Origin of the sequence: Amycolatopsis dongchuanensis (assembly GCF_039542405.1) — a bacterium.
GTDB classification, from domain to species: Bacteria; Actinomycetota; Actinomycetes; order Mycobacteriales; family Pseudonocardiaceae; genus Amycolatopsis_E; species Amycolatopsis_E sacchari.
In genome coordinates, this window is sequence record NZ_BAABIB010000075.1 from 476341 (window position 1) to 501146 (window position 24806).

The following is a 24806-nucleotide window of genomic DNA, read 5'->3' on the forward strand; positions in this document are numbered from 1 at the left end:
GCCTCGCGCGGGCCTCCATCAAGGTCACGAACTCGTCGAACAGCGGGTTGGCGTCGTGCGGGCCCGCCGCCGCCTCGGGGTGGTACTGCACCGAGAACGCGGGCACGTCCGAGCAGCGGACGCCCTCCACCGTGTCGTCGTTGGGGCAGTAGTGGCTGATCTTCGCGGTGCCGAACGGCGAGTCGAAGGTCTGGCCCGGCTCGCCCTCCAGCGCGAACCCGTGGTTCTGCGCGGTGATGGCGACCTTGCCGGTCTCCACGTCGATCACCGGGATGTTGATGCCGCGGTGGCCGTAGCGCATCTTGTACGTGCCCAGCCCCAGCGCGCGGCCGAGGATCTGGTTGCCGAAGCAGATGCCGAACAGCGGGATCTCCCGGCGCAGCGTCTCCTCGGTCAGCGCGATGGCGTGCGCCTGCGTCTCCGGGTCGCCGGGACCGTTGGACAGGAACACCCCGTCCGGCTCGACGGCCAGCAGGTCGTCGATCGTGCTCGCCGCGGGCAGCACGTGCACCTCGATGCCGCGGGCGCTCATCTGCCGCGGAGTGTTGGACTTGATGCCCAGGTCCAGCGCGGCGACGCGGAACCGCCGCTCGCCCTGCGCCTGCACCACGTACGGCTGCGGGGTGGTGACCTCGCCCGCGAGGTCCGCGCCCTTCATCGGCGGGCTCGCCAGCACCTGGTCGACCATCGCGGCCTCGTCGGTGAGCGCGTCACCGGAGAACACCCCGGCCCGCATGGCACCGTGCTCCCGCAGGTGGCGGGTCAGGGTGCGGGTGTCGACCCCGGCGATGCCCACCACGCCCTGCCGCGTCAGCTCCTCGTCGAGCGTGCGGCGCGAGCGCCAGTTCGACGGGGTGCGGGCGGGGTCGCGGACCACGTACCCGGAGACCCAGATGCGGGCCGACTCGTCGTCCTCGTCGTTCCAGCCGGTGTTGCCGATCTGCGGCGCGGTCTGCACCACGATCTGCCGGTGGTAGGAGGGGTCGGTCAGGGTCTCCTGGTAGCCGGTCATGCCGGTGCAGAACACCGCTTCGCCGAGCGTCCGTCCCTGCGCCCCGTACGCCGAGCCGCGGAACACCCGGCCGTCCTCCAGTACCAGCGCGGCCGGTGTCTTCCCCGTCACTGCGCCCCTCCTTCGATCTTGTTGCTCAAGCTGTCGATCCACTGGTCGTAGGTGCCGTGGTCGTCGCCGCGGAACCCGGTGTCCAGCTCCACCTCCCCCAGCCGCCAGGTGACGATCAGCAGGCTGTCGCTGCCCATCACCTTCCCGGCGATCGCGCTGCCGCGCCGCACACCGGTGACCGCCTCGTCCGGGATCCAGAAGCCGGGCGCGCCCGCCCGGTCCACCTCGATCCCGCCCGGGTAGCGGCGCAGCACCGCCCGGCCGCGCAGGCCCATGCCGCGCGTCACGATGCGGTCCTGCCAGTTGCCCGCCGTCGTCGTGCTGACGTAGAGGCCGGGTGCCTCCAGCAGCGGCTCCCCCGGGTCGGCAGGGACCTGCGGGAACGGCGGGACCAGAACGCTCTGCGAGCGGGCTCGTCGTCGCCAGCCCACCCGCATGCCCCACAGGGCGAGCGCGAAGACGGCCAGCAGGACGAGCACCAGGACGAAACGTTCCATCAGACAATTTTCCCTTCGCGCGCGGTGATCTGCCCGCGCAGCAGCGTGAGGGTCACCACGCCCGGCAGCCGCATGCCCTCGTAGGGGGTGTTCGCGGCGAGGCTCGCCAGCTCGGCGCCCCGCACCGTCCACTCCGCGTCGGGGTCGACGAGCGTCAGGTTCGCCGGTTCCCCGGCGACGATCGGGCGGCCCTGGTCGGCCAGCCCCGCGATCTCGGCGGGCCGCTCGCTCATCACGCGGGCGACACCGCGCCAGTCGAGCAGCCCGGTGCGGACCATCGTCTCGGTGACCACCGACAGCGCCGTCTGCAGGCCGAGCATCCCGGGCCGGGCGGCGGCCCACTCGCAGTCCTTGTCCTGCACGGCGTGCGGCGCGTGGTCGGTCGCGACGCAGTCGATGACCCCCTCGGCGAGCGCGGCCCGCAGGTGCGCGGCGTCGCTCGCGGTGCGCAGCGGCGGGTTGACCTTGTTCACCGGGTCGTAGGTGGCCAGCCGTTCGTCGGTGAGCAGCAGGTGGTGCGGCGTGACCTCGGCCGAGATGACCCCGGTGCTCTGCCGATTTTTTGCCCAGCGCAGCACGTCGGCCGTGCCCTTGGTCGAGACGTGGCAGACGTGCAGCCGCGCCCTGGCGTGCTCGGCGAGCAGGCAGTCGCGGGCGACGATCGACTCCTCGGCGGAGGCGGGCCAGCCCGCGTAGCCCAGCCGCGAGGCGGTCTCGCCCTCGTGCGCCTGCGCGCCGACGGTCAGCCTCGGCTCCTCGGCGTGCTGCGCGATCACCACGTCCAGCGCCGTCGAGTACTCCAGCGCGCGGCGCATCAGCAGCGGGTCGGCCACGCAGTGCCCGTCGTCGGAGAACATCCGCACCCCGGCCGCGGACTTGGCCATCGTGCCCAGCTCGGCGAGCTTCTCGCCCTTAAGCCCGACGGTCACCGCGCCCACCGGGTGCACGTCGACGAGCCCGGTCTCACGGCCGCGGCGCCACACGTGCTCGACGACGACGGCGTTGTCCGCGACCGGATCGGTGTTGGCCATGGCGAAGACGGCGGTGTAGCCGCCCAGCGCGGCGGCCGCGGAACCGGTCTCGATCGTCTCGGCGTCCTCGCGGCCCGGCTCCCGCAGGTGGGTGTGCAGGTCCACGAAACCCGGCAGCAGCACCTGGCCACGTGCCTCGACCACCTCGGCGTCTCCGGGTGCCTGGACAGAGCCGATCTCCGCGATGACGCCGTCGGCGACCAGGACGTCCACCGGCTCGCCCTCCCCGTAGAGCCGGGCGCCCCTGATCAGCAAGCTCACTTCTCTTCCTCCCCCGCCAGCAGGTGGTACAGCACGGCCATCCGCACGTGCACCCCGTTGCGGACCTGTTCGGTGATCGCGGACGAGGGCGCGTCGGCCACCGCCGACGCGATCTCCATGCCGCGCAGGATGGGCCCCGGGTGCAGCACGACGGCGTGCTCGGGCAGCAGCTTCAGCCGCTTCTCGCTGAGCCCGTAGGTGATCGAGTACTCCCGCGCCGACGGGAAGAAGCCCCCGTGCATGCGCTCGGCCTGCACGCGCAGCATCATCACCGCGTCCACGCCCGGCAGTTCGGCGTCGAGCTCGTGCGACACGGTGACCGGCAGGCTCTCCACCCCCGCCGGCAGCAGGGTCGGCGGCGCGACCAGCACGACCTCGGCGCCGAGCGCGGTGAGCAGGTGGATGTTGGAGCGGGCGACGCGGCTGTGCAGCACGTCCCCGACGATCGCGATCCGCCGGTCCCGCAGCGTGCCGAGACGTTCCCGCAGGGTCGCCGCGTCGAGCAGCGCCTGCGTCGGGTGCTCGTGCATCCCGTCGCCCGCGTTGACCACGGCCGTGCCCACCTCGGCGAGCCAGCCGGACAGCCGCTGCGCGGCGCCGGAAGCGGGGTGGCGGATGATCACGCAGTCGGCACCGGCGGCCGCCAGCGTCAGCGCGGTGTCGCGCAGGGACTCGCCCTTGCCCACCGAGGAGCCGCCCGACGAGACGTTGATCACGTCGGCGCTCATCCACTTCCCGGCGATCTCGAACGACACCCTGGTCCGGGTCGAGTTCTCGTAGAAGAGGGTGATGACGGTGCGGCCGCGCAGCGTGGGCAGCTTGCGCACCTCCCGGCCGAGCAGGGTCTTCTTCAGCTCGTCGGCCGTGTCGAGCACGGCGGTCGCCACGGCGGGGTCGAGTCCCTCGGTGGCCAGCAGGTGTTTCATTCGGTCTCCCCCTTGCCGCGCAGGACCACCGCGTCGCGCCCGTCCACCTCGGACAGCAGCACCAGCACCTCTTCCGCGCGCGACGTGGGCACGTTCTTGCCCACGTAGTCGGCGCGGATCGGGAACTCGCGGTGGCCGCGGTCCACGAGCACGGCGAGCTGCACCGCGCGCGGCCGGCCGTGGTCGCGCAGGGCGTCGAGCGCCGCGCGGACCGTGCGCCCGGAGAACAGCACGTCGTCGACCAGGATCACGACGCGGTCGTCGATCCCGGTGTCCGGCAGCTGCGTCGAGGCCAGCGGCCGCGTGGGGCGGCGGCGGAGGTCGTCGCGGTAGAGGGTGATGTCGAGCGCGCCGGTCGGCGGTTCCACACCGGCGAACTCGGCGATGCGGCCGGCCAGCCGGCCGGCCAGTGAGGTGCCCCGGGTGGGAATCCCGAGCAGCACCGGGAGCGGGCCCGGTCCGGCACCCAGCGCGGTCTTCTCGATGACCTGATGGGCCATTCGGGCGATGGTGCGCGCGACATCGCCGGAGGAGAGCAGTTCACGCTCGCCACCCGGCTCCGCCGCGCCACGAGGGCGTGACGCCACGGCTGACTCCTTCCCCGCCTCACGGGACGGGTCCTTAAAGGACGTCGATCTGCTGTTTGGCCAGGAGATCTCCGGCAACCATAACAAGTCGGCCCAGGCGGGCGCCCCGCAGGTATGCCCCCTCCAGGGACAGCAATTGCTTGACCTGGTGACGACAATGCGTAACCATTACTCTGAGTATTCAGCGCAGCAGTCCCACGGCGGTCCTCCCGACCGGCTGGGCGAGGAAACGGAGAACCACCAGATGGGCGATTACGCCAAGGCGCTTGGGGCCAAGCTCCGCGGGATCCGCCAGCAGCAGGGGTTGTCCCTGCACGGGGTGGAGCAGAAGTCCGGCGGCCGCTGGAAGGCGGTCGTGGTCGGGTCCTACGAGCGCGGGGACCGGGCGGTGACCGTCCAGAAGCTGGCCGAGCTGGCCGACTTCTACGGCGTACCCGTGGTCGAGCTGCTGCCCGAGGGCCGCGTCCCGTCGGGCGCCGAGCCGGCCACCAAGATCGTCATCAACCTGGAGCGCCTGCAGCAGCTGCCCGCCGAGAAGGTCGGCCCGCTCGCCCGCTACGCCGCGACGATCCAGAGCCAGCGCGGCGACTACAACGGCAAGGTGCTCTCGATCCGCACCGAGGACCTGCGGTCGCTGGCGATCATCTACGACATGACCCCCGGCGAGCTGACCGAGCAGCTCATCGAGTGGGGCGTGCTCCCGCCGGAGGCCCGGCCCGCCAAGGAGGACTGATCCTCCCCCGGCGCCCGCCGGACCCCCGCGGGCGCCTCAGAGCACCGCGCGAAGCCGGTCCGCGATGTTGCCGATGCGCCCCAGCACGCCGTTGACGAAGCGGGGCGAGTCGTCGGTCGACAGCTCCTTCGCCAGGCCGACGGCCTCGTCGATCGCGACCGGGTCCGGCACGTCCGCCGACCACAGCAGCTCGTAGACACCCACGCGCAGCACGGCGAGGTCGACCGGGGGCATGCGGTCGAGCGTCCAGCCCTGCGCGTGTTCCGCGAGCAGCTCGTCGATGCGCTCGCGGTGCTTCGTCACGCCCTCGACGAGGGAAATCGTGTAGTCCCCGACCGGATCCACCTCGGGCGAGCCGACCCGGTCCGCCAGCAGCGTCACCGGGTCGAGGGAACGCTGAGCGGCCTCGTAGAGCATTTCGACGGCACGCCTGCGCAAAGCGCGGCGGCTCGGAGAGCCGCCGCGCCGCGATACCGGGGAACTCAAGACGAGACCCTGCCCAGGTACCGGCCGTCGCGGGTGTCCACCTTGACCTTCTCGCCGGTGGTGACGAACAGCGGCACCTGGATCTCGGCGCCGGTCTCCAGCGTCGCCGGCTTGGTGCCACCGGTGGAGCGGTCCCCCTGCAGGCCGGGGTCGGTGTGCTGGATGACCAGCTCGACCGACGTGGGCAGCTCGACGTACAGCGGCGCGCCCTCGTGCACGGCGACCTGGACCTCGGTGTTCTCCAGCAGGTAGTTCGCCGCGTCGCCGACGACCTCGCGCGGGACCGTGATCTGGTCGTACGTCTCGCCGTCCATGAACACGAAGTCGGCGCCGTCGTTGTACAGGTACGTCATGTTCCGGCGGTCGACCGTCGCGGTCTCCACCTTGGTGCCGGCGTTGAACGTCTTGTCCACCACCTTGCCGGACAGCACGTGCTTGAGGGTGGTGCGCACGAACGCGCCGCCCTTGCCCGGCTTGACGTGCTGGAAGTTCACGACGGACCAGAGCTGGCCGTCGAGGTTGAGCACCAGGCCGTTCTTCAGGTCGTTGGTGGTGGCCACGGGTAGTCCAGTTCTCCTGTTGTGTTCTGTGGCGCGGCCGCGCTAGACGACCACGAGTTCCTTGCTGCTCAGGGTGAGGAGTTCGGGAGCCTCGTCCCGCACGACCAGCGTGTCCTCGATGCGGACGCCACCACGGCCGGCGAGGTAGACACCGGGCTCGACGGTGACCGTCATACCGACGGACAGTGTACCGTCGCCCTTCTTCGCCAGACTGGGTGCCTCGTGAATCTCCAGTCCCACCCCGTGCCCGAGGCCGTGGGAGAACTCCTCGCCGTGCCCGGCGCTCTCGATCACGGCACGGGCGGCGCGGTCGACGTCGACCGTGCGGGCACCCGGCAGGACCGCTTTCCGGCCCGCTTCCTGCGCCTGCCGCACCAGCTCGTACAGCTCGCGTTGCCAGTCCGCCGCCTTGCCGAGCACCAGCGTCCTGGTCATGTCGGAGTGGTAGCCGTCGACGGTCGCGCCGAAGTCGAGCTTGAGGAAGTCGCCCTGCCTCAGCACCGCGTCGGTCGGCCGGTGGTGCGGGATCGCGGAGTTGACTCCCGTGGCGACGATCGAGTCGAACGACGGCGCCGACGAACCGTGGTCCAGCATCAGGTTCTCGAGGTCCCGCGCGACCTCCCGTTCGGTGCGGCCGGGCCGGATCCCGCCGCGCTCCAGCAGCTCGGCGAGGGCGGCGTCGGCGGCGGCGCAGGCGCGGCGCACGGCTTCGATCTCGTGCTCGTCCTTGACCAGCCGCAGCCGCTCGACCAGACCCGGGGCGCGCACGAGGTCCACCTCCGCCGAGGCCGAGGCGAGGACCTCGTACTGCTCGACGCTCACGTGCTGGCTCTCGAAGCCCGTCCGCCCCGAGCCGCGTTTGACGAGCGCCGCGGCGCTGTCCCGGTCGATCACGTGCTCGAGGTCCGGCACCTCGGCGGCGGCCTGCGTGACGTAGCGGCCGTCGGTGCAGAACAGGGTCTTCGGCTCGCCGTCGGCGTGCAGCAGCAGCGCGGCGTTCGACCCGGTGAACCCGGTGAGGTAGCGGATGTTCAGCAGGTCGGTGACGAGCAGGGCGTCGGCCCCGGCCTGGCGGACCAGCGCACGCAGCGCGTCCCGGCGGGCGGCATGGAGATCGGGCACGCCCTCACCTTACTGACGGGTTGCCTTACAGTGACACGATGCGGCCCTGGTTGACGCGAGGACTCGGGATGGCGGTGCTGCACGGCATCGCGGACACGGCGCTGGCGAAGGCGGCGGTGTACCACCCCACGGGCCTGCTGACGGTCCGGATCGTCGTGATCGCGCTGCTCGTCGGCGCGGCGGCGCTGTGGGGCGCGCTCGACGCGTGGCTGCGGCGGGAGGACGCCGGGCGCACGTGGCTCCTCGCCTCGCTCGTCGCGGGCTGGGGCTCCGGCGTGCTGTACGTGATCGGCCGCGGGATCCTCGTCGACCAGGCGGGTACGGCCGAACTGCGGCCCGCGCTCACCGGCGGCGCGGCGTTCACCGCCTTGCTCGTGCTGATCCCCGCCGGGCTCGGTCTGCTCGTGGGCGCCCGGCTGAACAAGTCACAGCCTGAGGAAGCAGAGCCGGAGGAGGAACGCCCCTCCCCCACGCCGCGGCGGCGTCGCACGCCGTCTCCCACACCGCGCGGCGCGTCGTCGGTCAGCGGCCGAGCGGCCCGGCCTGCGGGTGGGCGCGCCACTCGGCGGCGCTGACCGTTTCGACCGGCGAGCCGTTGAGCTGCGCGACCGTGCCGGGCTGCACGGGCCACAGGTTGCCGTCGTCGAGCAGGAAACCCAGTCCCAGCCCGGCGGCCTGGATCGCGCGGGCGCCGGTCGCGAGGTGCGCGGCGGGCCGGACCTGGTCGAGCGCGGGCAGGCGCTCGTCGAGCACGTGCGTAGCCAGCTGGACGGCGACGGACCGCCGGTCGACGCGGACGAGCTTCCCGTCCGAGACGAGGTCCATGGTCCGCACCGGTGACGGCATCGCGAACCCGTCGAGCACGCCGAGGGCACGCTGCGGGGTCGCGCACGCGTTGACGCCGGTGACGTCGAGCCCGTAGTGCCGCAGGTCGGTGGGCGCGTTCGCCTCGCCGAGGCTGGTCGCGCGCACGACGTCGAACGGGATGCGGCCACACGGGTCCGAAGTGGACGCCGGCGCGTGCCCGTCGGGCCTGCGGACCAGGCCCGGCCCTTCGCGCCACGGCCCGGGAAGCAGCACGTCCCGGTACGGGTGGGCGGTGAAGTCGCGGTTCCAGAAGGTCACGCTCGTGCCGCCGTCGGTTTCGTGGGCGATGGCGAACGCGTCGAGGCCGTCGACCCATTCGAGGTCGGCGCTGAAGGCGTCGACCACGGAGGCGGTGCGAGGTGCGCCGGTTCCGGGCACCGCGGCGAAACCCTTGTCGGTCAAGGCTTCCACCCCGCTGCTGAAGGCGGGGTCCTTGGCGCGCAGCACGAACTGCCCGGCCCCGTTCCAGCCCGCGGCGCGGCCCGTGGTGTCGGTGAACATGAGGTAGAACCAGCCGTCGAGGTAGACGGCCGAGGGCTGCCCCGCGCCGTAGAGGTTGTCGCGGTGGACGTCGTGGGACGGGCCGACGACCGGGCCGGGCCGGCGGGTCCAGGTCAGGCCGTCGGTGCTGGTGGCGAGGCCGATGGCGTTGCCGAGCGCGTGATCGCCCGCCGCGCCCGTGTAGTAGAGGTAGTACGTCCCGTCGACGCGGATCACCGAGGGATCGCACGTGTGCGCTCCGTCGAACTGCCCGGGGTTGCCGGACAACACGGCGGGCGGAACGGCGCCACCCGGCCCGGTGAAGGGACCGTCGGGGGAGGGTGACTCCGCGTAGAGGATGTCGTCGCCCGGAGGCGGCGCGGTCGGATACTGGCTGCACCACCACATGCGGGTCGTGCCGCCGTCGAGCATGACGGTGGGGCCGTAGTTGTAGGGCGCGCCGGGGCCGCCCGCCGCGACGACACCGGCGCTTTCGCGATTGCCGGTGGTGGTGAGCGAGACCTGGGCGGGTTTGGCGTGGCCGTTCGCCGGGGAGCCGCCGAGGCCGCCGTCGCCCTCGGCCTGGGTCTGCGCGTTGCCGGGTGTGCAGGCGGCGGTCGCCGTGCCCAGCACGATCGCCAGGAGGGCAGCGGTGAGCCGCTGTCGGAACCCGCGCATGTTCGGTGGTGACCTTCCGTCGGTAGCTGCGTCAGTGTAGGAGGTCGTTAACCCTCCTGGGTGACGCCAGGCCGCTCTGCGACGAGTTCCACCTCGAAACCGTCCGCGTTTTCCAGATAGGCCGCATAGTGGTCCGGCCCGCCCGCGTGCGGGTACCGGTCGGGGAACAGCGGGCGCCAGCCGTGCCGCCCGGCCTCGCGGGCGAGTTCGTCCACGCGGTGTGGTGAGCCGGCGTGCAGGGCGAGGTGGTTCAGCCCGGGCCGGCAGCGGTCGTGCTCGGAAGCGGTGAGCGCGGGCGACACCTCGACGACGACGTACGTGGGGCCTTGTTTCCAGCTGATTCCGGCGGGCCAGCGCTGGAACTCGTGCCAGCCCAGTTCGGTGAGGAGCCACCCCAGGCTGGCTTCGGCGCGGGCGAGGTCGGGCACCCACAGCTCGACGTGGTGCAGGTGGCCGTGGTGGCCGGGAAGCGCGATGTAGACGCGGTGGGGGCCGCCGTAGTGTTCCTCGCCGCCGACGTCCTGGAGCCCGAGCCGCTCGACGAGCCTGCGGCTGGCGGTGTTGGCTTCGTGGACGAGCGCCCAGACGGCGCTGACGCCGATGGTGCGGAGCCCGTGGTCGAGCAACGCGGCGGCGGCCTCGGTAGCGAAGCCCTCTCCGCCGTGCGCGGGGTCGAGGAAGTAGCCGATCTCGGCCGTGCCCGGAGGCAGGTCGCTGGAGGGCCGCAGGTGCGCGAGCCCGATGACGTGGCCGTTGTGCTCGATCACCCAGTGCCCCAGCCCGTCCGGCCCGTCATACGCGAGCCGGCGCCCGACCATCTCGCGGCAGCGCTCAGGATCGCTGTAGTCGACGGCAAGGTAGCGGCTCTGCCCGGGATCGGCGAAGATCCGCAGGATCGCCTCGGTGTCGGTTGGCCGGAGGCCCCGCAGGGTGAGCCGAGGGGTCCGCAGCACGGGGACTTTCATGCTCACCTCGCTGCTCGGGTGGATGTGGGTTGTTCTTCTCGAGGGGGGTCGGTTGTCGTTCTCGGGCGGGTGTGGGTGGTTGCTCTCGGGCGGGGTTGTGGTGGGCGTGCCGGTCCCGCGCCGCCGGTTGGTCCTGTTGTCGCGTCGCAGGCTGTTCCCGCCTTTGCCGCGCTGCGGTGTCGGCCCTGTCGTCGCCGCGCCGCGGTGTCGGTCCTGTCGTCGCCGCACCGCCGGTTGGTCCTGTCGGGCCCGTGCCGCGGGCGGGTCCCGTGGCGCCGGTCCTGTCGTTCCGTGCCGGTGATTGGTCCCACCGTTGCCGCACCCGCGGGCTCATCTCGCCGCCGCGCCGTGCGATCGGCCCCATCGTCGCCGCACCAGGGCCGCAAAAGACCCCTCGCGCACCGCCGCATCGCGGGCCGGTTCCATCGTTGCCGCGCACGCGGCGCGGCCGGGTGCTCGCGCGATGCCTTCCGCGGCTCCAGTCGCCCCGCGACTTCCGGGCAGTGGTCGTCAGCGGGCGTTTTCGGCGAGCCAGCGCAGCGCCAGGGGGTAACCGGGCACGCCGAGACCGGCGATGACCGCCGTGGCGATGTCGGAAAGCACGCTGTGGTGCCGGAACTCCTCGCGCTTGTGCACGTTGGAGATGTGCAGCTCGATGAGCGGCGCGGTCAGCTGGGCGGCGGCGTCGCGGACGGCGATCGAGTAGTGCGTCCAGGCCCCGGCGTTGAGCACCACGGGGAAACCGCCGTCTGCCGCCTCGTGCAACCAGCCGACCATCTCACCCTCGTGGTCCGTCTGCCGCACTTCGACGTCCAGGCCGAGTTCTCCGCCGGTCTTCACGCAGAGTTCGGCCAGGTCCGCGTGCGTGGTCGAACCATAGACCGACGGTTCCCGCTTGCCGAGCCGCCCCAGGTTCGGTCCATTGAGGACGAAGACCTTCACCGCGTTGCGCTCCCCTCGTCACATCCCCCGGCTCCGGGCGCCGGGTTCACAGCAGCACGCTCCCGCCCTCAGCGGGCTTGTCCCTGGCGATCGCCGAGTACGCGGCGGCCAGCAAGGCGGGGTCCGGGCCTTCGAGGCGTCCGGGTTTGGCGAGCCCGTCGAGCACGACGAACCGCAGCACGCCGGACCGCGTCTTCTTGTCGCCACGCATGGTTTCCAGCAGTTGCGGTAGCGCGTCCGGGTCGTAGGTGGTGGGCAGGCCGAGCAGCTTCAGCACGGCGGCGTGCCGCTCGGCGGTGGCGTCATCGAGACGTCCGGCGAGCCGAGCCAGCTCGGCCGCGAAGACGAGGCCGACGCTGACAGCGGCGCCGTGCCGCCAGCGGTACCGTTCGCGACGCTCGATGGCGTGGCCGAGGGTGTGGCCGTAGTTGAGGATCTCGCGCAGGTCGGACTCACGCAGGTCGGCGGCGACGACGTCGGCCTTGACCTGGATCGAGCGGCGGACCAGTTCGCCGAGCACCTCGCCCTGCGGGTCCACGGCCGCGGCCGGATCGGCCTCGATCAGGTCGAGGATCACCGGGTCGGCGATGAACCCGGCCTTCACGACCTCCGCCATGCCGGCGACGAGTTCGTTGGGCGGCAGGCTTTCCAGGGTCGCCAGGTCGGCGAGCACCGCGGCCGGCTCGTGGAACACGCCGACGAGGTTCTTGCCGGCCTCGGTGTTGATGCCGGTCTTGCCGCCGACCGCGGCGTCCACCATGCCGAGCAGCGTGGTCGGCACGTTGACGAGCCGCACGCCCCTCATCCACGTCCCCGCCACGAACCCGGCGAGGTCGGTGACGGCGCCGCCACCGAGGCCCACGACCACGCCACGCCGGTCGAGCCCGATCCGCCCGAGCACCTCCCAGCAGAAGCTCGCGACGCTCAGCGCCTTGCCGTCCTCCGCGTCGGGGATTTCGACGCGGTGCGCGTCCAGGCCCGCCTCCACGAGTTCCTCGCGGATGGCCTCGGCCGTGGCGGTCAGCGTGGGCGGGTGGACCAGCGCGACCTTCGACGCGTCGCGCAGGACGTCGGTCAGTTCGCCCAGCAGCCCCTTGCCGATCACGACGTCGTAGGGGTGGCTGGTCTCGACCCGGATGCGCACCGGCTCGGTCACTGCGTCTTCTCCAGTTCGTCGGTCAGCCGTGTCGCGATGGCGGACACGATCTCCTCGGGCGTGCGGTCGTCGGTGTCGACCTCGATCGTGGCGACCGCGCGGTACACCGGCAGCCTCGCTTCGAGGAGGCTGCGGTATGTCGCGCGCGGGTTCACCCCGGCGAGGAGCGGCCGGGCCGTCGACAGCCCGACGCGCTGCACGCCGGTGGCGAAGCCGACCTTCAGGAACACCACGGGATGGCCTTTCAGCCGCTCCTGCGTGGCGGCGGCCAGGACGGCCCCGCCGCCGACGGACAGCACGCCGTCGTGCTCGGCGAGCGCCTCGGCGACCACCGCCTCCTCCAGTTCGCGGAACGCCGGCTCGCCGTCGGTCGCGAAGATGTCCGCGATCGAACGCCCCGTGCGGGCGACGATGTCGTCGTCGGTGTCGCGGAACGGAACACCGAGTTCCGCGGCCAGCAACGGGCCGACCGTGCTCTTACCGGATCCGGGCGGCCCGACGACCACGACGCACGGCTTCACCACCGTTCCTCCAGCGCCTTGAGGTAGCCCTCGGCGTTGCGCTTGGTTTCGGCGAGCGAGTCACCACCGAACTTCTCCAACGCCGCGTCGGCCAGGACGAGCGCAGCCACCGACTCCAGCACGACCCCGGCCCGCGGCACCGCACAGACATCGGACCGCTGGTGGATGGCCACCGCGGGCTCACCGGTCGTGACGTCCACAGTGGACAGCGCCTTCGGCACGGTCGAAATCGGCTTCATCGCGACGCGCACCCGCAGCGGTTCCCCGTTGGTGATGCCGCCTTCCAGTCCACCCGCACGGTTCGACCGGCGCGTGACGCCGACCGGCCCGGAGCCCGGGTCGATCTCGTCGTGCGCCTGGCTGCCCCAGCGGCGAGCCGTGGTGAAGCCGTCGCCGACCTCGACGCCCTTCATCGCCTGCACGCCCATCAGCGCACCCGCGAGCCGCGCGTCCAGCCGGCGGTCCCAGTGCACGTGGGAACCGAGCCCCGGCGGCAGCCCGTAGGCGATCACCTCGATCACGCCGCCGACGGTGTCCCCCGCCTTCCGCACGGCGTCGACTTCGGCGACCATCCGGTCCGTGGCCTCCTGACCGAAGGCACGCACCGGGCTCTCGTCGATGGCGGCGAGGTCTCCCGGACCGGGCAGCGGACCTTCCGGCGCCTCGGCACCGCCGATCGAGATCACGTGGCTGATGATCTCCACACCGAGCAGCTGACGCAGGAACGCGCGCGCCACCGTGCCGAGTGCTGTGCGGGACGCGGTTTCCCGCGCGCTGGCCCGCTCGAGCACGGGCCGGGCCTCGTCGAAGCCGTACTTCTGCATGCCAGGCAGGTCCGCGTGCCCGGGCCGGGGCCGCGTCAGCGGCTCGTTGCGGGCGAGACCGGCGAGCTCGGCCGGATCGACCGGGTCGGCGGCCATGACCTTTTCCCATTTGGGCCATTCCGCGTTTTCGATGTGCACCGCGATGGGGCCGCCCTGGGTCACGCCATGCCGGACACCGCCGAGGAACTCGATGTGGTCGGTTTCGAAGCCCATGCGCGGGCTGCGGCCGAACCCGAGCCGCCGGCGGGCGAGCTGCTCGCTCACTTCGGCGGTGGTGACCTCGACTCCGGCCACCATCCCTTCCAGCACGGCGGCCAGCGCGGGCCCGTGCGATTCACCTGCGGTTATCCAGCGCAACACCTCACGATCCTGTCACGTCCCACCCTGCGGGACTCAAGTGCCCATACCTGTTCCCGGGAACACCGCGACCAGCCAGGTCGCGGCGAGCATGCCGGGCCCGTGCGGTACTCCGCGCCTCCAATGTCGGACCAGCGCGAGCACCACCGTGACCACCGACGCGAGTGCGGCCGCCAGGACGAGCGCCATCCAGTGCACGGCGCCCGCCACCGCGCCGAGGACACCTGCGAGCTTCACGTCGCCCGCGCCCAATGAGCGCTGGGACAACGCGTGCACCAGCATGTGTGCGCCGCCGAAGAGGACAGCGGCAGTGGCCGCTCGAATCGCCAGCGGCGGGCCGGGACCGGCTGCCGCCGCTGTCACGAGCGCGGTCGCGAGGGCTGGGTACGCGGGCAACGTGAGCGCGTCAGGCAGGCGGCGGTGCCGCAGATCGGCGGCCGCCAGCGGGACCGCGAAGGTCGCAAGAGCGAGCGGCACCGGCAGCCACCAGCCGGGCCAGGCGCCCGAAAGCCACCGCCAGCCCGCGAACGACCACAGGACGGCCGTGCCAATGGCGACGGGAAGCGTCGGAACCGGGGCGGGTGCCCGGGCCCGGGCGAGGACGACTGACGCGAGCATCGCGAGCGTGGCGCCCGCTCCGGCGAACGCGGCGGTGAGGAGGATGGCGAGAACGGGGTGGAGTGCGTTGGTCATGCCTCTACTTTTCCCGGGGCGGGCGGTATTCGGCAAGGAAGAGTTTTTACGAATGGACCACTCGTGCGGAAATTCGGAGGAATTCCTTCGGTCGGGTGAATTGGGGTCGAGTTGCGGTGCGAATTGTGGTGCCGGTGGGCGGTTTGCGGTTGGGGGCGGAGGTAGAGCGGATGGGGCAGCGGGTTTGGGGCGGAGCGGGTGGAGGCGAGGGGTGGAGTGGGTGGAGGCGAGGGGTGGAGTGGGTGGAGGCGAGGGGTGGGGCGGGTGGAAGCGCGGGTGGGGGTCAGGTAGGGCGATGGGGTGCACGACCGGTGGTGTGATCAGGACGGGGTGGGCGGTTGAGCGAACGGCCACCGTGAGCGCGGATCGAACGAGACGGGTGTGCAGGGGGATTGGGCGGCCAGGGTTGGCGGGAGGACTGGGCGGCCGGGGGGTCGGGGGTCGCGCAAGCCGGAAAGCGGGGCTATCAAACGGTAGGGGTGGGCGTGGCGATCGAACGGCCAAGGTGACTGGGGAGCCGAGTCCAAGCAATGGCGATGGGTCAGAAGGAAGCCGCGTGCGGGAAGGATTCCGCCGAAGTGTCCGAGACCCGGTTTGGTTTCGGCGGAAGAAGGGGCGGCGTGGTCGGTGGTAGCTCGCTCGGTGACCAAGTGAGCCGGAATGAGGCGGTCACATGCGATTGGTGGCATGGCCGGGGTAGTGGTTCGCGCGATGATCGGAGTCGGACTGGGCGGTGCCTGCGCCGGATGGGGAAAGTAGGCACGTCGACGTGGTCCCACAGCGGTAACGGGCGGAAAATAGTGTCACCGCGAACTGGCGCGCGGAATTCATCTCATGAACGGCCGGGCCGGGTAGATAAAATGAATAGCGAGACTCAGGGAAAACTGAAATATGGAGCGGGATATCGGTACGGACAGCCGACATCGCCCCGAGCAGGAAATGGAGCAGGGACCGTAGGGGGACCACGGCACCGACTGCCTCAGACCTGAGTCCGAGCGGAACGGCAATGATGCCCCGTGAAGCCACCCACCGAAGACACACGCGGGAGAAGCACGCCGCCCAGCGAAGCCGTCCCAGCAAAGCCGCCGCTCAGCAAAGCCGACGACCCACCGAAACCGTCCCCCAGGCAAAAGCCGCCGGGGGCGCAGCCTCAGGGCTGCCAGCGCAGCACCGGCGTCCCCGATGCTGTGCGGATCTCCAGGGCCTGGATGTCGTCCGGGGACATCGCCGTGTCCAGGGTGATCTTCGCCGTGTGGTCCGGGTCCGCCCACCAGCTGGCCAGATCCGTCTCGGTCCCGTCCGCCCTGAGGGCGACCAGGCGGTAGTCCGCCCCGTACTCCGCCCCCTTGTACTGGCACGACATGTCCACCCGCGAACCGCCCGACACGGCGGCCACCGCGGCCGTCGCCTGAACGGGGGCCGACACCAGTGGAGTCATGGCGGTCCCGGCAGGCCCGGCGGCCTGCGGGACGAACACCGCCGCCACCACCGCGGCAGCCGCGGCCACCCCGACCACCGTGGTCGTCAGCGTGCGCCGCCTCCGGGCCTTGCGCACGGCGCCCAGCATCGACGGCAACACACCGGGCGGCGGCTCGGGCGGCTCCACCATCTCCGGGCCGACCTGGGCCAACAGCCCCGGCAACCCCGCCAGTTCCTGCACCGACCGCGCGCACTCCGCGCAGTCCTTCAGGTGCGCCTCGAAGGCAGCCCGGTCCTCGGGGGACAGCGCGCCGAGGACGTACGCCGCGTCATAGGTCTCGAACTCGTCCGCAGGCCGGCTCACCGGGTCACCCCCCTCTCCTCCAACGCGAGCCTCAACGCCCGCAACGCGTAGTGCGTCCGCGACTTCACCGTCCCGGGCGCGACCCCCAGCCGCTCCGCCGCCTCAGCCACCGAAAACCCCTGGAAGTAGCACAATCCCAGCACCTCGCGGTGCGCGTCGGACAGCTCGCGCACCGCCTCCGCCACCAGCCAGCCCTGCAGCGCGCGCTCGGTCCCGTCCGGCAGCGCCAGCTCCGGCGGCGCGTCCGTGCTCACCTCGGACCGCGACGCCGCCGAACGCCACCCGTCGATCGCGATCCGGCGGGCCACCGTGAACAGCCACGCCCGCGCCGAGCCCTGCGTCTGGTCCAGCACCTTCGGGTGCTTCCACGCCCGCAGCAGCGTCTCCTGCACCACGTCCTCGGCGAGGGCGCGGTCACCGTTCGTCAGCCTGAGCGCGTAGGACCACAGCGCCGCCGCGTGCTCGTCGTGCAGCGCGCGCATCAACTGGTCTTCCGCACCCTCCTTCATACGCGGACGGCCTGCCGCGTCCGCGTCTGCGCGAACAGCAGCGCAGCCCCGAACACCACGCAGCCCGCCTCGGTCACCACACCCCAGATCTCCGACTGCATCACGAACTGCTCGTGCACCCCGAACAACCCGCCCGGCGTCAGCGACACCAGGTACGCGGCCAGCGTGACCGCGCCGAAGCCGACGGCCGCCAGCACCGGCAGCCAGTGGTGCCACAGCAGCACCGCGAGCGCGATCGCCACCCCCGCGATCACGTTCACCAGGAACAACGGGCCGATCGTGTCGATGTCGGCGAACCCCTCGTTCGCGTACAGGTCGTAGTGCACCCAGGCCGAGCCGAGCAGCCCCAGCACCACCAGGACCCGCAGCACCCACGCCACCATGGCCGCACCCCTTCCCTCGACGGCAAACCTACAACCGTTCCACGAGACGACCCCCGATCCGGTTCAATGTGCAACAACTTTGAACCGGATCGGCGGCCATCCCGTGAAAAAGGGCATGACTGCTGACACACCCACCCGTCGTACCGTCCTGACCACCGGAGTCGCCGTGGCCGGCGCTGCGGCCGGTGCGGTCGCGCTCACGGCCTGCGGCACCGACTCCGGCTCGTCCGGCTCATCCGGGGGCGCCGCACCCGCGCCCGCGCCGTCGGGCACGACCGTCGCGGCGCTCGCCGACATCCCGGTCGGGCAGTGCAAATCCGTGCAGGTCAACGGCCAGCAGGCCATCGTCGCCCGGCCGACCGAGACGACCGCGGCGTGCTTCAGCGCCATCTGCACGCACCAGGGCTGCACCGTCAACCCCGACGGCGGCAAGCTCAGCTGCCCCTGCCACGGCTCGGTGTTCAACGCGCTGACCGGCGCCGTCGAAAAGGGCCCGGCCTCGACGCCGCTGCCGTCCATCCCCGTGAAGGTCGACGGCAGCAACGTCGTGACCGCCTAGCCCCAGACGAACAGCTGCTCACCGGCGGCCACGGGGCCGTCGGTGAGCAGCTCCGAAAGCCGGTCCGCCGGCGCGTCGAGCGCGACCACCGGCACCACCGGCGAGTAGCCGGCGGCCCGCACCGCGTCCGGGTTCCACCGGATCAGCGGCTGCCCCGCCCGCACGGACTCGCCCTTCACCACGTGCAGGGTGAAGCCCTCGCCCTTCTGCTTGACCGTGTCGATGCCCAGGTGCACCAGCACGCCCTTGCCGTCCTCCCCCGCGACGACGAACGCGTGCGGGTGCAGGGTGACCACGGTGCCGTCGATCGGCGCCACCGCCTCCTGCTCCCCGCCCCCGGGCTCCACGGCCACCCCCGGCCCGACCATCGCCTGCGCGAACACCGGGTCGGGCACCTCGCTCATCGGCACCGCACGGCCCGGCACCGGGCTCGCGACGACCGTGCTCACAGCAGGTCCTGGATGTCCTCGGCGATCGTGTCGGCCTCCGGCCCCACCACGACCTGCACGACCGATCCCATCTTCATGACCCCGTGGGCACCGGCCTGCTTGAGCGCCGCCTCGTCCACCACGGAACCGTCCTGCAGTTCGCAGCGCAGCCGCGTGATGCACCCTTCGATGTCGATGACGTTCCCGGCGCCTCCGAGCGCCGCGAGAATCTTTTCCGGCCTGTCGTCGGCCACGGCGGCCTCCCTCTCCTAGTCGGCTGAACACGTTCCCGTAACGGTGGTTGACACCCCAACGGTAGGCGGAGCATTCTGCCCCATCAAGAAATGGTCTAGACCGGAACGTACCAATCTTCGGCGCCGGGAGCGAGCCCGGCAACGAAGCCGAAACAAAGGAAGGTGGCGACCTTGGCTGCATCCGAAGTCGCCGCCGGCCGGGTGGTGGACGGCCCCACGCCGAAACACGCCCAGCTGCGGGAAATCCTGCGGCGCACGATCGAACGGGAGCTCCCGCCCGGCTCCCCCATCCCGTCGGAACGGGAGCTGGCGCAGCGCTACGGCGTCTCACGGCTGACCGTCCGGTCGGCGATCGGGAAGCTGGTCGAGGAGGGCCTGCTGACCAGGGCGAGGGGCAAGGGCACCTTCACCGCGACCCGCCGGATGGACCTGCAGCTGTACCTTTCGTCGTTCACCAACGACATGCGGCGGCGCGGGCTCGTGCCCACCACGAAGGTGCTCGGCCTGGCGGCCGAGGTCCCGCCGGCGCCCACCGCGAACGCACTGGGTCTCGCCCCGGGCAGCAGCGCCTACCGGCTGACCCGGCTGCGGTGCGCCGACGGGGTACCGCTCGCGCTCGAGCGGGGCTGGTACCACCCCGGGCCGCTGCCCGGACTGCTCGACCAGGACCTCACGCAGTCCCTGTACGAGCTCCTCGCCCGGCACTACGACCTCCGCTTCGACCACGGCAGGCAGATCGTCTGGGCCGAGGCGGCGGACCGGGAAACCGCGCGGCTGCTGGGCATCCGCGCCGGCGACCCGCTTCTGGTCTTCCGCCGGATCTCCACCACCGCCGGAGATCCGGTCGAGGACATCACCTCCTGGTACCGGGGCGACCGGTACCAGGTGACCATGGATCTGGACCCGACACTCCCCGCCGAACACGGAGGTATGCCGTGAGTACCACCACCGCCGAAGGAACGAACAGAGGGAAGGGCAGGGGGGTCGCGGGGCTGCAGCGCTTCGGCCGCAGCCTCATGCTGCCCATCGCCACGCTGCCCGCCGCGGGTCTGCTCAGCCGGCTGGGCCAGGACGACCTGCTCGGCCGCTGGGACGCGACGAAGAAGGTCGCGGCCGTGCTCGCCGCGGCCGGCGGTGGGCTGTTCGACTGGCTCCCGCTGCTGTTCGCGGTGGGCATCGCCGTCGGCTTCGCCCGGCGCGGCGACGGTTCGACCGGCGTCGCCGCCGTCGTGGGCTTCGTCGTGTTCAACAAGGTCGTGCAGGTCTTCGCGCCGATCAGCGACCTGGAAGGGTTCAAGGAGGGCTGGTACCTCCAGCCGATCAAGTGGCCCTACAGCGTGCTGGGCGGTGTGATCGTCGGTCTCGTGACGGCGGTGCTGTGGCAGCGGTTCCACCGCATCAAGCTGCCCCCGTACCTGGCCTTCTTCGGCGGCCGCCGGTTCGTGCCGATCATCAACTCGCTCGCCCTGCTGGTCCTCGGCGTCATCTTCGGCCTGATCTTCCCCGCCGTGGACAACGTCATCCAGCACCTGGGCAACGCGGTCACCGGGGACGCGGTCATCGGTGGCGGGATCTACGGTCTGGTCAACCGGCTGCTCCTGCCGATCGGCCTGCACCAGCTGATCAACGTGCCGGTGTGGTTCATCTTCAAGGGCGGCGACATCAACAACTTCTTCGCCGGGGACCCGCACGCGGGCGCGTTCACGACCGGGTTCTTCCCGATCTTCATGTTCGCGCTGCCCGCCGCCGCGCTGGCCATCTGGCACACCGCCCGGCCGGAGCAGCGGAAGGTGGCGGGCGGCATCATGATCTCCGCCGCGCTGACCTCGTTCCTCACCGGCGTCACCGAGCCGATCGAGTTCGCGTTCATGTTCGTGGCGTGGCCGCTGTACCTCATCCACGCGGTGCTCACCGGCGTCTCGCTCGCGATCTGCAACGCGCTGGACATCCACCTCGGGTTCTCGTTCTCGGCGGGCGCGATCGACTACCTGCTGAACTTCAGCGCCCCGGCCGCGAACCGGGCGTGGCTGCTGATCCCGATCGGCCTGGTGTACGCGGTGATCTACTACTTCGTGTTCCGCTGGGTCATCACGAAGTGGAACCTGCGGACCCCGGGCCGCGAGGAGGAGGGCGCCGAGCTCAACGACACCACCAAGGTCTGACGACCGCACGACGAGGGCCCGGTGCGACGCGGTCGCGCCGGGCCCTCGTCGTAGGGTGGCGGGGTGGACAGCCTGCGTGCGATCGACGAGTGGCCGGTGGACAACGCGTCGGTGGCGGTGGTCGCCGCCGACGGGACCGTGCTCGGGCAGCACGGTGACCCGGAACGCACGTACCGCCTCGCGTCGGTGACGAAGCTGCTGACGGCCTACACGGCGCACATCGCGATCGAAGAGGGCGTCGTCGAGCTCGACACACCCGCGGGCCCGGAGGGTTCGACGGTGCGGCACCTGCTCGCCCACACGTCCGGCCTCGCCTTCAACGAACACCGGGCGATGGCCGCGCCCGGGACGCGGCGGCTGTACTCCAACGCCGGGTTCGAGGTCCTCGCCGACACGCTCGCGGAACACTCGGGCATCCCGTTCGCCGAGTACCAGTCGGAGGCGCTGTTCGTGCCGCTGGGCATGGCTGCCACGAAACTGGACGGCTCCCCCGCCTCCGGCGCCGTCTCGTGCGTCCGCGACCTGCTCGCGTTCGCGGCCGAGCTGCAACGGCCCACCCTCCTGGACCCGGCGACGCTGAGCGCGGCGACGCAGGTCGCGTTCCCCGGGCTGACCGGCGTGCTGCCGGGGTTCGGGCACCAGAAACCGAACGACTGGGGCCTGGGGTTCGAGATCCGCGACTCGAAGAGTCCACATTGGACAGGGGCGGCGTCGTCACCCCGGACGTTCGGGCATTTCGGGCAGTCCGGCACCTTCCTCTGGGTGGACCCCGGCGCGGGGGCCGCGTGCGTCGCGCTCACCGACCGCGCGTTCGGCCCCTGGGCGGCCGAGGTGTGGCCCGCTTTCACCGATCGGGTACTGGCAGAACTCACGGCGTGACCCGATCGGGGTGTCTTTCCGCGAACTAGACTTTAGTCGGATTCGCACCCCCCTCCGCGGCGGTTAGTTTTTGTTTCGCTGCGCGGAATCCTCGCGCACGGTCCCCTCATCCTGCGGAGGTTTGTTCGTCATGCGCTTTTCCCGTCTCCGCCGCGGCCTCGTCGGCCTCGGCGTGCTCGCCACCGCCGTGGTCACGCTCGCCACCGGCACCGCACAGGCCGCCACACCGTTCGTCGTCGGCGGCCAGACCGCCGCACAGGGCCAGTTCCCGTGGATGGTGCGGCTGTCGATGGGCTGCGGCGGCGCGCTCGTCGCGTCGAAGGTGGTGCTCACCGCGGCGCACTGCGTCACGCGCACCGGCAGCAACTCGAGCATCACCGCCACGATCGGCAAGGTCGACCTGCAGGCTGGCGGCGGGCAGTCGATCCGCTCCACGTACGTCTACCGCAGCCCGCAGTACGCCAGCACGGGCGCGCAGGACTGGGCGCTGATCGAGCTGGCGTCGGCGCCGTCGGCCCCGCTGCTGCCGATCGCCGCACAGGGCCAGACTTCGCTCAACAGCGGCGATTTCACGATCATGGGCTGGGGTGCCACCACCGAGGGCGGCGGCCAGTCCCGGTACCTGAGATACGCGACGGTCCCGTTCGTCTCCGACGCGTCGTGCCAGCAGTCCTACGGCAGTGAACTGCAGCCGGCGTACGAGCTGTGCGCCGGTTACCCGCAGGGTGGCGTCGACACGTGCCAGGGTGACTCGGGCGGTCCGATGGTGAAGCGGGATTCCGCGGGCGACTGGGTCGAGGTCGGCATCGTCAGCTGGGGCGAGGGCTGTGCCGAACCGGGCTACCCCGGGGTGTACGGGGAGGCGCAGTCCTTCTCGGACAACATCAAGGCCCGGATCAGCTCCAGCGGGACGGTCGTCAGGTAAGGCTCATCACCCGCACCGGGCTGCCCGCCCGCCAGGCGGCGATGTCCTCGACCGCGTCGCGGAAGAAGACGTCGTAGACGTCACGGGTCACGTAGCCGAGGTGCGGGGTGAGCACCGCGTTGTCCAGCGTCCGCAGGGGGTGGTCGGCGGGCAGCGGCTCGACGTCGAACACGTCGAGCGCGGCGCCGCCGATCGCCCGGCGGCGCAGGGCGTCGACGAGGGCGGCCTCGTCGACGATGGGTCCACGGGAGGTGTTGACCAGCAGCGAATCGGGTTTCATGAGCGCCAGCTCCGCCGCGCCCACCAGGCCGCGCGTGCGCTTGCTGAGCACCAGGTGCACCGACAGCACGTCGGAGCGGCGGAACAGCTCCTCCTTCGCCACCGCGGTGACACCGTGCTCGGCGGCGCGTTCGGGGGTGAGGTTCTGGCTCCAGGCGATCGTCTCCATGCCGAACGCCTGCCCCACCTTCGCCACGCGCGAGCCGAGCCTGCCCAGGCCCAGCAGGCCCAGGGTCCGGCCGTGCAGGGGGACGCCGACGGTGGTCTGCCAGCGGCCCTGGCGCATCGCGGGCAGCTCGACGTCGAGGTGCCGCTGGGCGGCCAGGATGAGCGCCCACGTGTGCTCGGCGGTGGGGTGCGGGAGGTAGCCCGTGCCACACACGAGGATGCCGTGTTCCTCGGCGGCCTTCAGGTCGATCGCGGCGTTGCGGTGGCCGGTGCTGACCAGGAGCTTCAGGTCGGTCAGCCGGGCCAGCAGCTCGGCGGGGAACCGGGTGCGCTCGCGCATCGCGACGACGACCTCGGCGCCGGCGAGGCGGGCGACCAGTTCGTCGGGGTCGTCGATGTGGGAGGTGAACACCTCGAGCTCGGCGTCGAGGGACTTCCAGTCGGCGAAGTCCTGTGCCACGTTCTGGTAGTCGTCGAGGATGGCGATCTTCACGTGCCCGACGGTACCTCCTCGCTGATCGCGCGGAAGTACAGGAAGCGCGGTGCCGTGGTCAGCACCGGGTAGAAATCCGGATCGGCCTGCTTCGCCTCGGGCAGCGGCATCGGCTCGACCAGCTGGTCGACGGCGAACCCGGCCTGCCGCAGCGCGCGGAAGCTCGCGCTGAGCGGGCGCCGGTAGAACCGCACCGGCATGGGTCGCCCGGCGACGGTGAACACGTCGTGCACCGGCTCGGTGCGGAAGTAGTCCGGACGGTCGAACCAGTGCCAGTCCTCCGGGTGGTGCACCGACAGCACGAGTACGCCACCGGGTTCGAGCACCCGCCGCAGCTCGGCGAGCGGCGGACCCCAGTCCTCGAGGTAGTGCAGCACCAGTGACGCGGTGACGAGGTCGAACGCGTCCGACGGCAGGAAGTCCAGCGGCCGCGCGAGGTCGGCCTGGTGGAACTCGGCCTCGGGGCAGCGTCTCCGCGCGAGCCCGATCATGGTGGCGCTGAGGTCGATCCCGGTGACCTTCGCACCCCGTTCGACCAACTGCCGGGCGAGGTGGCCGCCCGCGCAGCCGACGTCGAGCACCCGCTTGCCCGCGACCTCCCCGGCGAGTTCCAGGATGGCGGGGCGGTCGTAGTAGGCGTTGGTGGCGTTCGTGGCGGAATGCTCGTCGTAGAGGTGACCGAGCTCGTCGTACTGCGTCTCGGCCATCAGGCGCACCCCAGGATCTCGTCGATGACGTCGTTCTTCGCGTCGGCGTAGTTCTGGCTGTACTTCCAGGTGCGCGAATAGACGTGCAGGTTGACGTCGGTGTCCGGCCCCTTGAAGGCGCGGTGCTCGTCGTGGCCCGGTTCGCGGATGACCAAGCGGTAGCCCGCGGCTTCAAGCGCGGGCACGTAGGCGGGTTCGTCGGCAGAGTTGGGGACGACGAGGAGCACGTCGATGATCTGCTTGGCGCACAGGCCCGGCACCGACGTCGAACCGACGTGGTCCAGCGGCACGACCCGCTTCCCCAGGGCCGAGCGGATGCGGCTAGCCTTACGTTCGTAGAGTTGCGCCCAGCGGGGATCGTAGTCGGCGAGGGTGACGGTCGAGTTCAGGACCGGTGCCCCGGCGACCCAGATTTCCTGGATCTCACCCTCGGCATAGCTGACGCGTCCGGCGTTCGGCATGACTGTC

At 71.4% G+C, this 24806-nt stretch carries 29 protein-coding genes and 1 pseudogene; 7 read left to right on the forward strand and 23 right to left on the reverse strand.

Annotated features, from left to right (window positions below):
• Positions 1-4 precede the first annotated feature (4 nt).
• The 5 genes and pseudogenes from carA to pyrR form a co-directional block, all read right to left on the reverse strand.
• Positions 5-1123: pseudogene (gene carA / locus ABFX51_RS19825) on the reverse strand (glutamine-hydrolyzing carbamoyl-phosphate synthase small subunit); the annotation flags it as partial.
• Positions 1120-1620, reverse strand: a complete 501-nt coding sequence (locus ABFX51_RS19830; protein ID WP_346054502.1) for a PH-like domain-containing protein — start codon at positions 1618-1620, stop codon at positions 1120-1122. The gene ABFX51_RS19830 and the pseudogene carA, both read right to left, overlap by 4 nt.
• Positions 1620-2912, reverse strand: coding sequence for a dihydroorotase (locus tag ABFX51_RS19835; RefSeq protein WP_346054503.1), 1293 nt, complete (start codon positions 2910-2912; stop codon positions 1620-1622). The genes ABFX51_RS19830 and ABFX51_RS19835 overlap by 1 nt, the downstream gene beginning before the upstream one ends.
• A complete protein-coding gene (locus ABFX51_RS19840) occupies positions 2909-3838 on the reverse strand; it encodes an aspartate carbamoyltransferase catalytic subunit (RefSeq protein ID WP_346054504.1) in 930 nt (309 codons plus the stop codon). The genes ABFX51_RS19835 and ABFX51_RS19840 overlap by 4 nt, the downstream gene beginning before the upstream one ends.
• Complete coding sequence (pyrR, locus tag ABFX51_RS19845; RefSeq protein WP_091507591.1) at positions 3835-4425, reverse strand: bifunctional pyr operon transcriptional regulator/uracil phosphoribosyltransferase PyrR; 591 nt, start codon at positions 4423-4425, stop codon at positions 3835-3837. Before pyrR ends, ABFX51_RS19840 begins: the two co-directional genes overlap by 4 nt.
• 244 nt (positions 4426-4669) lie before the next feature.
• Between pyrR and bldD the strand changes: the two genes are divergently transcribed.
• Positions 4670-5158 (forward strand): transcriptional regulator BldD, encoded by a 489-nt coding sequence (bldD, locus tag ABFX51_RS19850; protein WP_091507593.1) that lies wholly within the window; start codon positions 4670-4672, stop codon positions 5156-5158.
• Positions 5159-5194: 36 nt separating this feature from the next.
• Here the strand turns inward: bldD and nusB are convergent, their stop codons facing one another.
• Genes nusB through ABFX51_RS19865 form a run of 3 tightly spaced genes read right to left on the reverse strand, consistent with a single transcriptional unit; the run spans position 5195 to position 7326 of the window.
• Positions 5195-5644: a transcription antitermination factor NusB gene (gene nusB, locus ABFX51_RS19855; RefSeq protein ID WP_091507595.1), complete on the reverse strand. Its 450-nt coding sequence runs from the start codon at positions 5642-5644 to the stop codon at positions 5195-5197.
• The gene (gene efp / locus ABFX51_RS19860) at positions 5641-6204 is read right to left on the reverse strand and encodes an elongation factor P (protein ID WP_091507597.1); all 564 of its coding nucleotides are present in this window, start codon (positions 6202-6204) and stop codon (positions 5641-5643) included. The genes nusB and efp overlap by 4 nt, the downstream gene beginning before the upstream one ends.
• Before the next feature lie 42 nt (positions 6205-6246).
• Entirely contained in the window at positions 6247-7326 is a 1080-nt protein-coding gene (locus ABFX51_RS19865) for a M24 family metallopeptidase (protein ID WP_346054505.1), read from the reverse strand.
• Positions 7327-7364: 38 nt separating this feature from the next.
• On the opposite strand from ABFX51_RS19865, the gene ABFX51_RS19870 reads away from it, so the two are divergent.
• A complete protein-coding gene (locus ABFX51_RS19870) occupies positions 7365-7901 on the forward strand; it encodes a B-4DMT family transporter (protein WP_346054506.1) in 537 nt (178 codons plus the stop codon).
• Here the strand turns inward: ABFX51_RS19870 and ABFX51_RS19875 are convergent.
• From ABFX51_RS19875 to ABFX51_RS19920, 10 genes are all read right to left on the reverse strand, one after another.
• Complete coding sequence (locus tag ABFX51_RS19875) at positions 7849-9351, reverse strand: glycoside hydrolase family protein (RefSeq protein ID WP_346054507.1); 1503 nt, start codon at positions 9349-9351, stop codon at positions 7849-7851. The genes ABFX51_RS19870 and ABFX51_RS19875 overlap by 53 nt on opposite strands.
• 47 nt (positions 9352-9398) lie before the next feature.
• Positions 9399-10316, reverse strand: coding sequence for a GNAT family N-acetyltransferase (locus ABFX51_RS19880; RefSeq protein WP_346054508.1), 918 nt, complete (start codon positions 10314-10316; stop codon positions 9399-9401).
• 510 nt (positions 10317-10826) lie between these two features.
• Entirely contained in the window at positions 10827-11258 is a 432-nt protein-coding gene (gene aroQ, locus ABFX51_RS19885; RefSeq protein ID WP_346054509.1) for a type II 3-dehydroquinate dehydratase, read from the reverse strand.
• A gap of 46 nt (positions 11259-11304) precedes the next feature.
• Complete coding sequence (gene aroB / locus ABFX51_RS19890) at positions 11305-12414, reverse strand: 3-dehydroquinate synthase (protein WP_346054510.1); 1110 nt, start codon at positions 12412-12414, stop codon at positions 11305-11307.
• On the reverse strand, positions 12411-12935 hold the full coding sequence (locus ABFX51_RS19895; protein WP_346054553.1) for a shikimate kinase: 525 nt from the start codon (positions 12933-12935) through the stop codon (positions 12411-12413). Before ABFX51_RS19895 ends, aroB begins: the two co-directional genes overlap by 4 nt.
• Complete coding sequence (gene aroC / locus ABFX51_RS19900) at positions 12932-14119, reverse strand: chorismate synthase (protein WP_091507610.1); 1188 nt, start codon at positions 14117-14119, stop codon at positions 12932-12934. The genes ABFX51_RS19895 and aroC overlap by 4 nt, the downstream gene beginning before the upstream one ends.
• 33 nt (positions 14120-14152) lie before the next feature.
• Positions 14153-14809, reverse strand: a complete 657-nt coding sequence (locus tag ABFX51_RS19905) for a prepilin peptidase (protein ID WP_346054511.1) — start codon at positions 14807-14809, stop codon at positions 14153-14155.
• A 1150-nt stretch (positions 14810-15959) separates the two neighbouring features.
• The gene (locus ABFX51_RS19910) at positions 15960-16592 is read right to left on the reverse strand and encodes an anti-sigma factor family protein (protein ID WP_091507612.1); all 633 of its coding nucleotides are present in this window, start codon (positions 16590-16592) and stop codon (positions 15960-15962) included.
• Positions 16589-17101, reverse strand: coding sequence for a sigma-70 family RNA polymerase sigma factor (locus ABFX51_RS19915; protein ID WP_091507614.1), 513 nt, complete (start codon positions 17099-17101; stop codon positions 16589-16591). The genes ABFX51_RS19910 and ABFX51_RS19915 overlap by 4 nt, the downstream gene beginning before the upstream one ends.
• Complete coding sequence (locus tag ABFX51_RS19920; RefSeq protein ID WP_346054512.1) at positions 17098-17484, reverse strand: hypothetical protein; 387 nt, start codon at positions 17482-17484, stop codon at positions 17098-17100. Before ABFX51_RS19920 ends, ABFX51_RS19915 begins: the two co-directional genes overlap by 4 nt.
• A gap of 115 nt (positions 17485-17599) precedes the next feature.
• On the opposite strand from ABFX51_RS19920, the gene ABFX51_RS19925 reads away from it, so the two are divergent.
• The gene (locus tag ABFX51_RS19925) at positions 17600-18043 is read left to right on the forward strand and encodes a QcrA and Rieske domain-containing protein (RefSeq protein WP_346054513.1); all 444 of its coding nucleotides are present in this window, start codon (positions 17600-17602) and stop codon (positions 18041-18043) included.
• Here the strand turns inward: ABFX51_RS19925 and ABFX51_RS19930 are convergent.
• Together ABFX51_RS19930 and ABFX51_RS19935 are read right to left on the reverse strand one after the other, a co-directional pair.
• Positions 18040-18492: a PTS sugar transporter subunit IIA gene (locus ABFX51_RS19930; protein WP_346054514.1), complete on the reverse strand. Its 453-nt coding sequence runs from the start codon at positions 18490-18492 to the stop codon at positions 18040-18042. The two genes, ABFX51_RS19925 and ABFX51_RS19930, sit on opposite strands and share 4 nt — an antisense overlap.
• The gene (locus ABFX51_RS19935; RefSeq protein ID WP_091507623.1) at positions 18489-18725 is read right to left on the reverse strand and encodes a PTS sugar transporter subunit IIB; all 237 of its coding nucleotides are present in this window, start codon (positions 18723-18725) and stop codon (positions 18489-18491) included. Before ABFX51_RS19935 ends, ABFX51_RS19930 begins: the two co-directional genes overlap by 4 nt.
• A gap of 171 nt (positions 18726-18896) precedes the next feature.
• Between ABFX51_RS19935 and ABFX51_RS19940 the strand changes: the two genes are divergently transcribed.
• From ABFX51_RS19940 to ABFX51_RS19955, 4 genes are all read left to right on the forward strand, one after another.
• On the forward strand, positions 18897-19664 hold the full coding sequence (locus tag ABFX51_RS19940; RefSeq protein ID WP_346054515.1) for a GntR family transcriptional regulator: 768 nt from the start codon (positions 18897-18899) through the stop codon (positions 19662-19664).
• A complete protein-coding gene (locus ABFX51_RS19945; protein ID WP_091507625.1) occupies positions 19661-20887 on the forward strand; it encodes a PTS transporter subunit EIIC in 1227 nt (408 codons plus the stop codon). Before ABFX51_RS19940 ends, ABFX51_RS19945 begins: the two co-directional genes overlap by 4 nt.
• 63 nt (positions 20888-20950) lie before the next feature.
• Positions 20951-21766 carry a serine hydrolase domain-containing protein gene (locus ABFX51_RS19950; RefSeq protein WP_346054516.1) on the forward strand — a complete coding sequence of 272 codons (816 nt, stop codon included), beginning with the start codon at positions 20951-20953 and terminating at the stop codon, positions 21764-21766.
• A gap of 130 nt (positions 21767-21896) precedes the next feature.
• On the forward strand, positions 21897-22691 hold the full coding sequence (locus ABFX51_RS19955; protein WP_346054517.1) for a S1 family peptidase: 795 nt from the start codon (positions 21897-21899) through the stop codon (positions 22689-22691).
• Here the strand turns inward: ABFX51_RS19955 and ABFX51_RS19960 are convergent.
• From ABFX51_RS19960 to ABFX51_RS19970, 3 genes are read right to left on the reverse strand one after another with little or no spacing between them, the layout of a single operon-like run.
• Positions 22684-23631, reverse strand: coding sequence for a D-2-hydroxyacid dehydrogenase family protein (locus ABFX51_RS19960; protein WP_346054518.1), 948 nt, complete (start codon positions 23629-23631; stop codon positions 22684-22686). The two genes, ABFX51_RS19955 and ABFX51_RS19960, sit on opposite strands and share 8 nt — an antisense overlap.
• On the reverse strand, positions 23628-24338 hold the full coding sequence (locus tag ABFX51_RS19965; RefSeq protein ID WP_346054519.1) for a class I SAM-dependent methyltransferase: 711 nt from the start codon (positions 24336-24338) through the stop codon (positions 23628-23630). Before ABFX51_RS19965 ends, ABFX51_RS19960 begins: the two co-directional genes overlap by 4 nt.
• The gene (locus ABFX51_RS19970) at positions 24338-24799 is read right to left on the reverse strand and encodes a GrpB family protein (protein WP_091507633.1); all 462 of its coding nucleotides are present in this window, start codon (positions 24797-24799) and stop codon (positions 24338-24340) included. The genes ABFX51_RS19965 and ABFX51_RS19970 overlap by 1 nt, the downstream gene beginning before the upstream one ends.
• Between the last annotated feature and the right edge of the window lie 7 nt (positions 24800-24806).

Excerpts from the sequence above, each read along its gene's own strand:
- bldD (WP_091507593.1), top strand. The coding sequence starts at position 4,670 with ATGGGCGATTACGCCAAGGCGCTTGGGGCCAAGCTCCGCGGGATCCGC.
- ABFX51_RS19870 (WP_346054506.1), top strand. The coding sequence starts at position 7,365 with ATGCGGCCCTGGTTGACGCGAGGACTCGGGATGGCGGTGCTGCACGGC.
- ABFX51_RS19920 (WP_346054512.1), bottom strand. The coding sequence starts at position 17,484 with ATGGTGGCGTGGGTGCTGCGGGTCCTGGTGGTGCTGGGGCTGCTCGGC.
- ABFX51_RS19830 (WP_346054502.1), bottom strand. The coding sequence starts at position 1,620 with ATGGAACGTTTCGTCCTGGTGCTCGTCCTGCTGGCCGTCTTCGCGCTC.
- ABFX51_RS19965 (WP_346054519.1), bottom strand. The coding sequence starts at position 24,338 with ATGGCCGAGACGCAGTACGACGAGCTCGGTCACCTCTACGACGAGCAT.
- ABFX51_RS19875 (WP_346054507.1), bottom strand. The coding sequence starts at position 9,351 with ATGCGCGGGTTCCGACAGCGGCTCACCGCTGCCCTCCTGGCGATCGTG.
- ABFX51_RS19970 (WP_091507633.1), bottom strand. The coding sequence starts at position 24,799 with ATGCCGAACGCCGGACGCGTCAGCTATGCCGAGGGTGAGATCCAGGAA.
- ABFX51_RS19840 (WP_346054504.1), bottom strand. The coding sequence starts at position 3,838 with ATGAAACACCTGCTGGCCACCGAGGGACTCGACCCCGCCGTGGCGACC.
- ABFX51_RS19915 (WP_091507614.1), bottom strand. The coding sequence starts at position 17,101 with ATGAAGGAGGGTGCGGAAGACCAGTTGATGCGCGCGCTGCACGACGAG.
- ABFX51_RS19955 (WP_346054517.1), top strand. The coding sequence starts at position 21,897 with ATGCGCTTTTCCCGTCTCCGCCGCGGCCTCGTCGGCCTCGGCGTGCTC.
- ABFX51_RS19905 (WP_346054511.1), bottom strand. The coding sequence starts at position 14,809 with ATGACCAACGCACTCCACCCCGTTCTCGCCATCCTCCTCACCGCCGCG.
- ABFX51_RS19880 (WP_346054508.1), bottom strand. The coding sequence starts at position 10,316 with ATGAAAGTCCCCGTGCTGCGGACCCCTCGGCTCACCCTGCGGGGCCTC.
- ABFX51_RS19925 (WP_346054513.1), top strand. The coding sequence starts at position 17,600 with ATGACTGCTGACACACCCACCCGTCGTACCGTCCTGACCACCGGAGTC.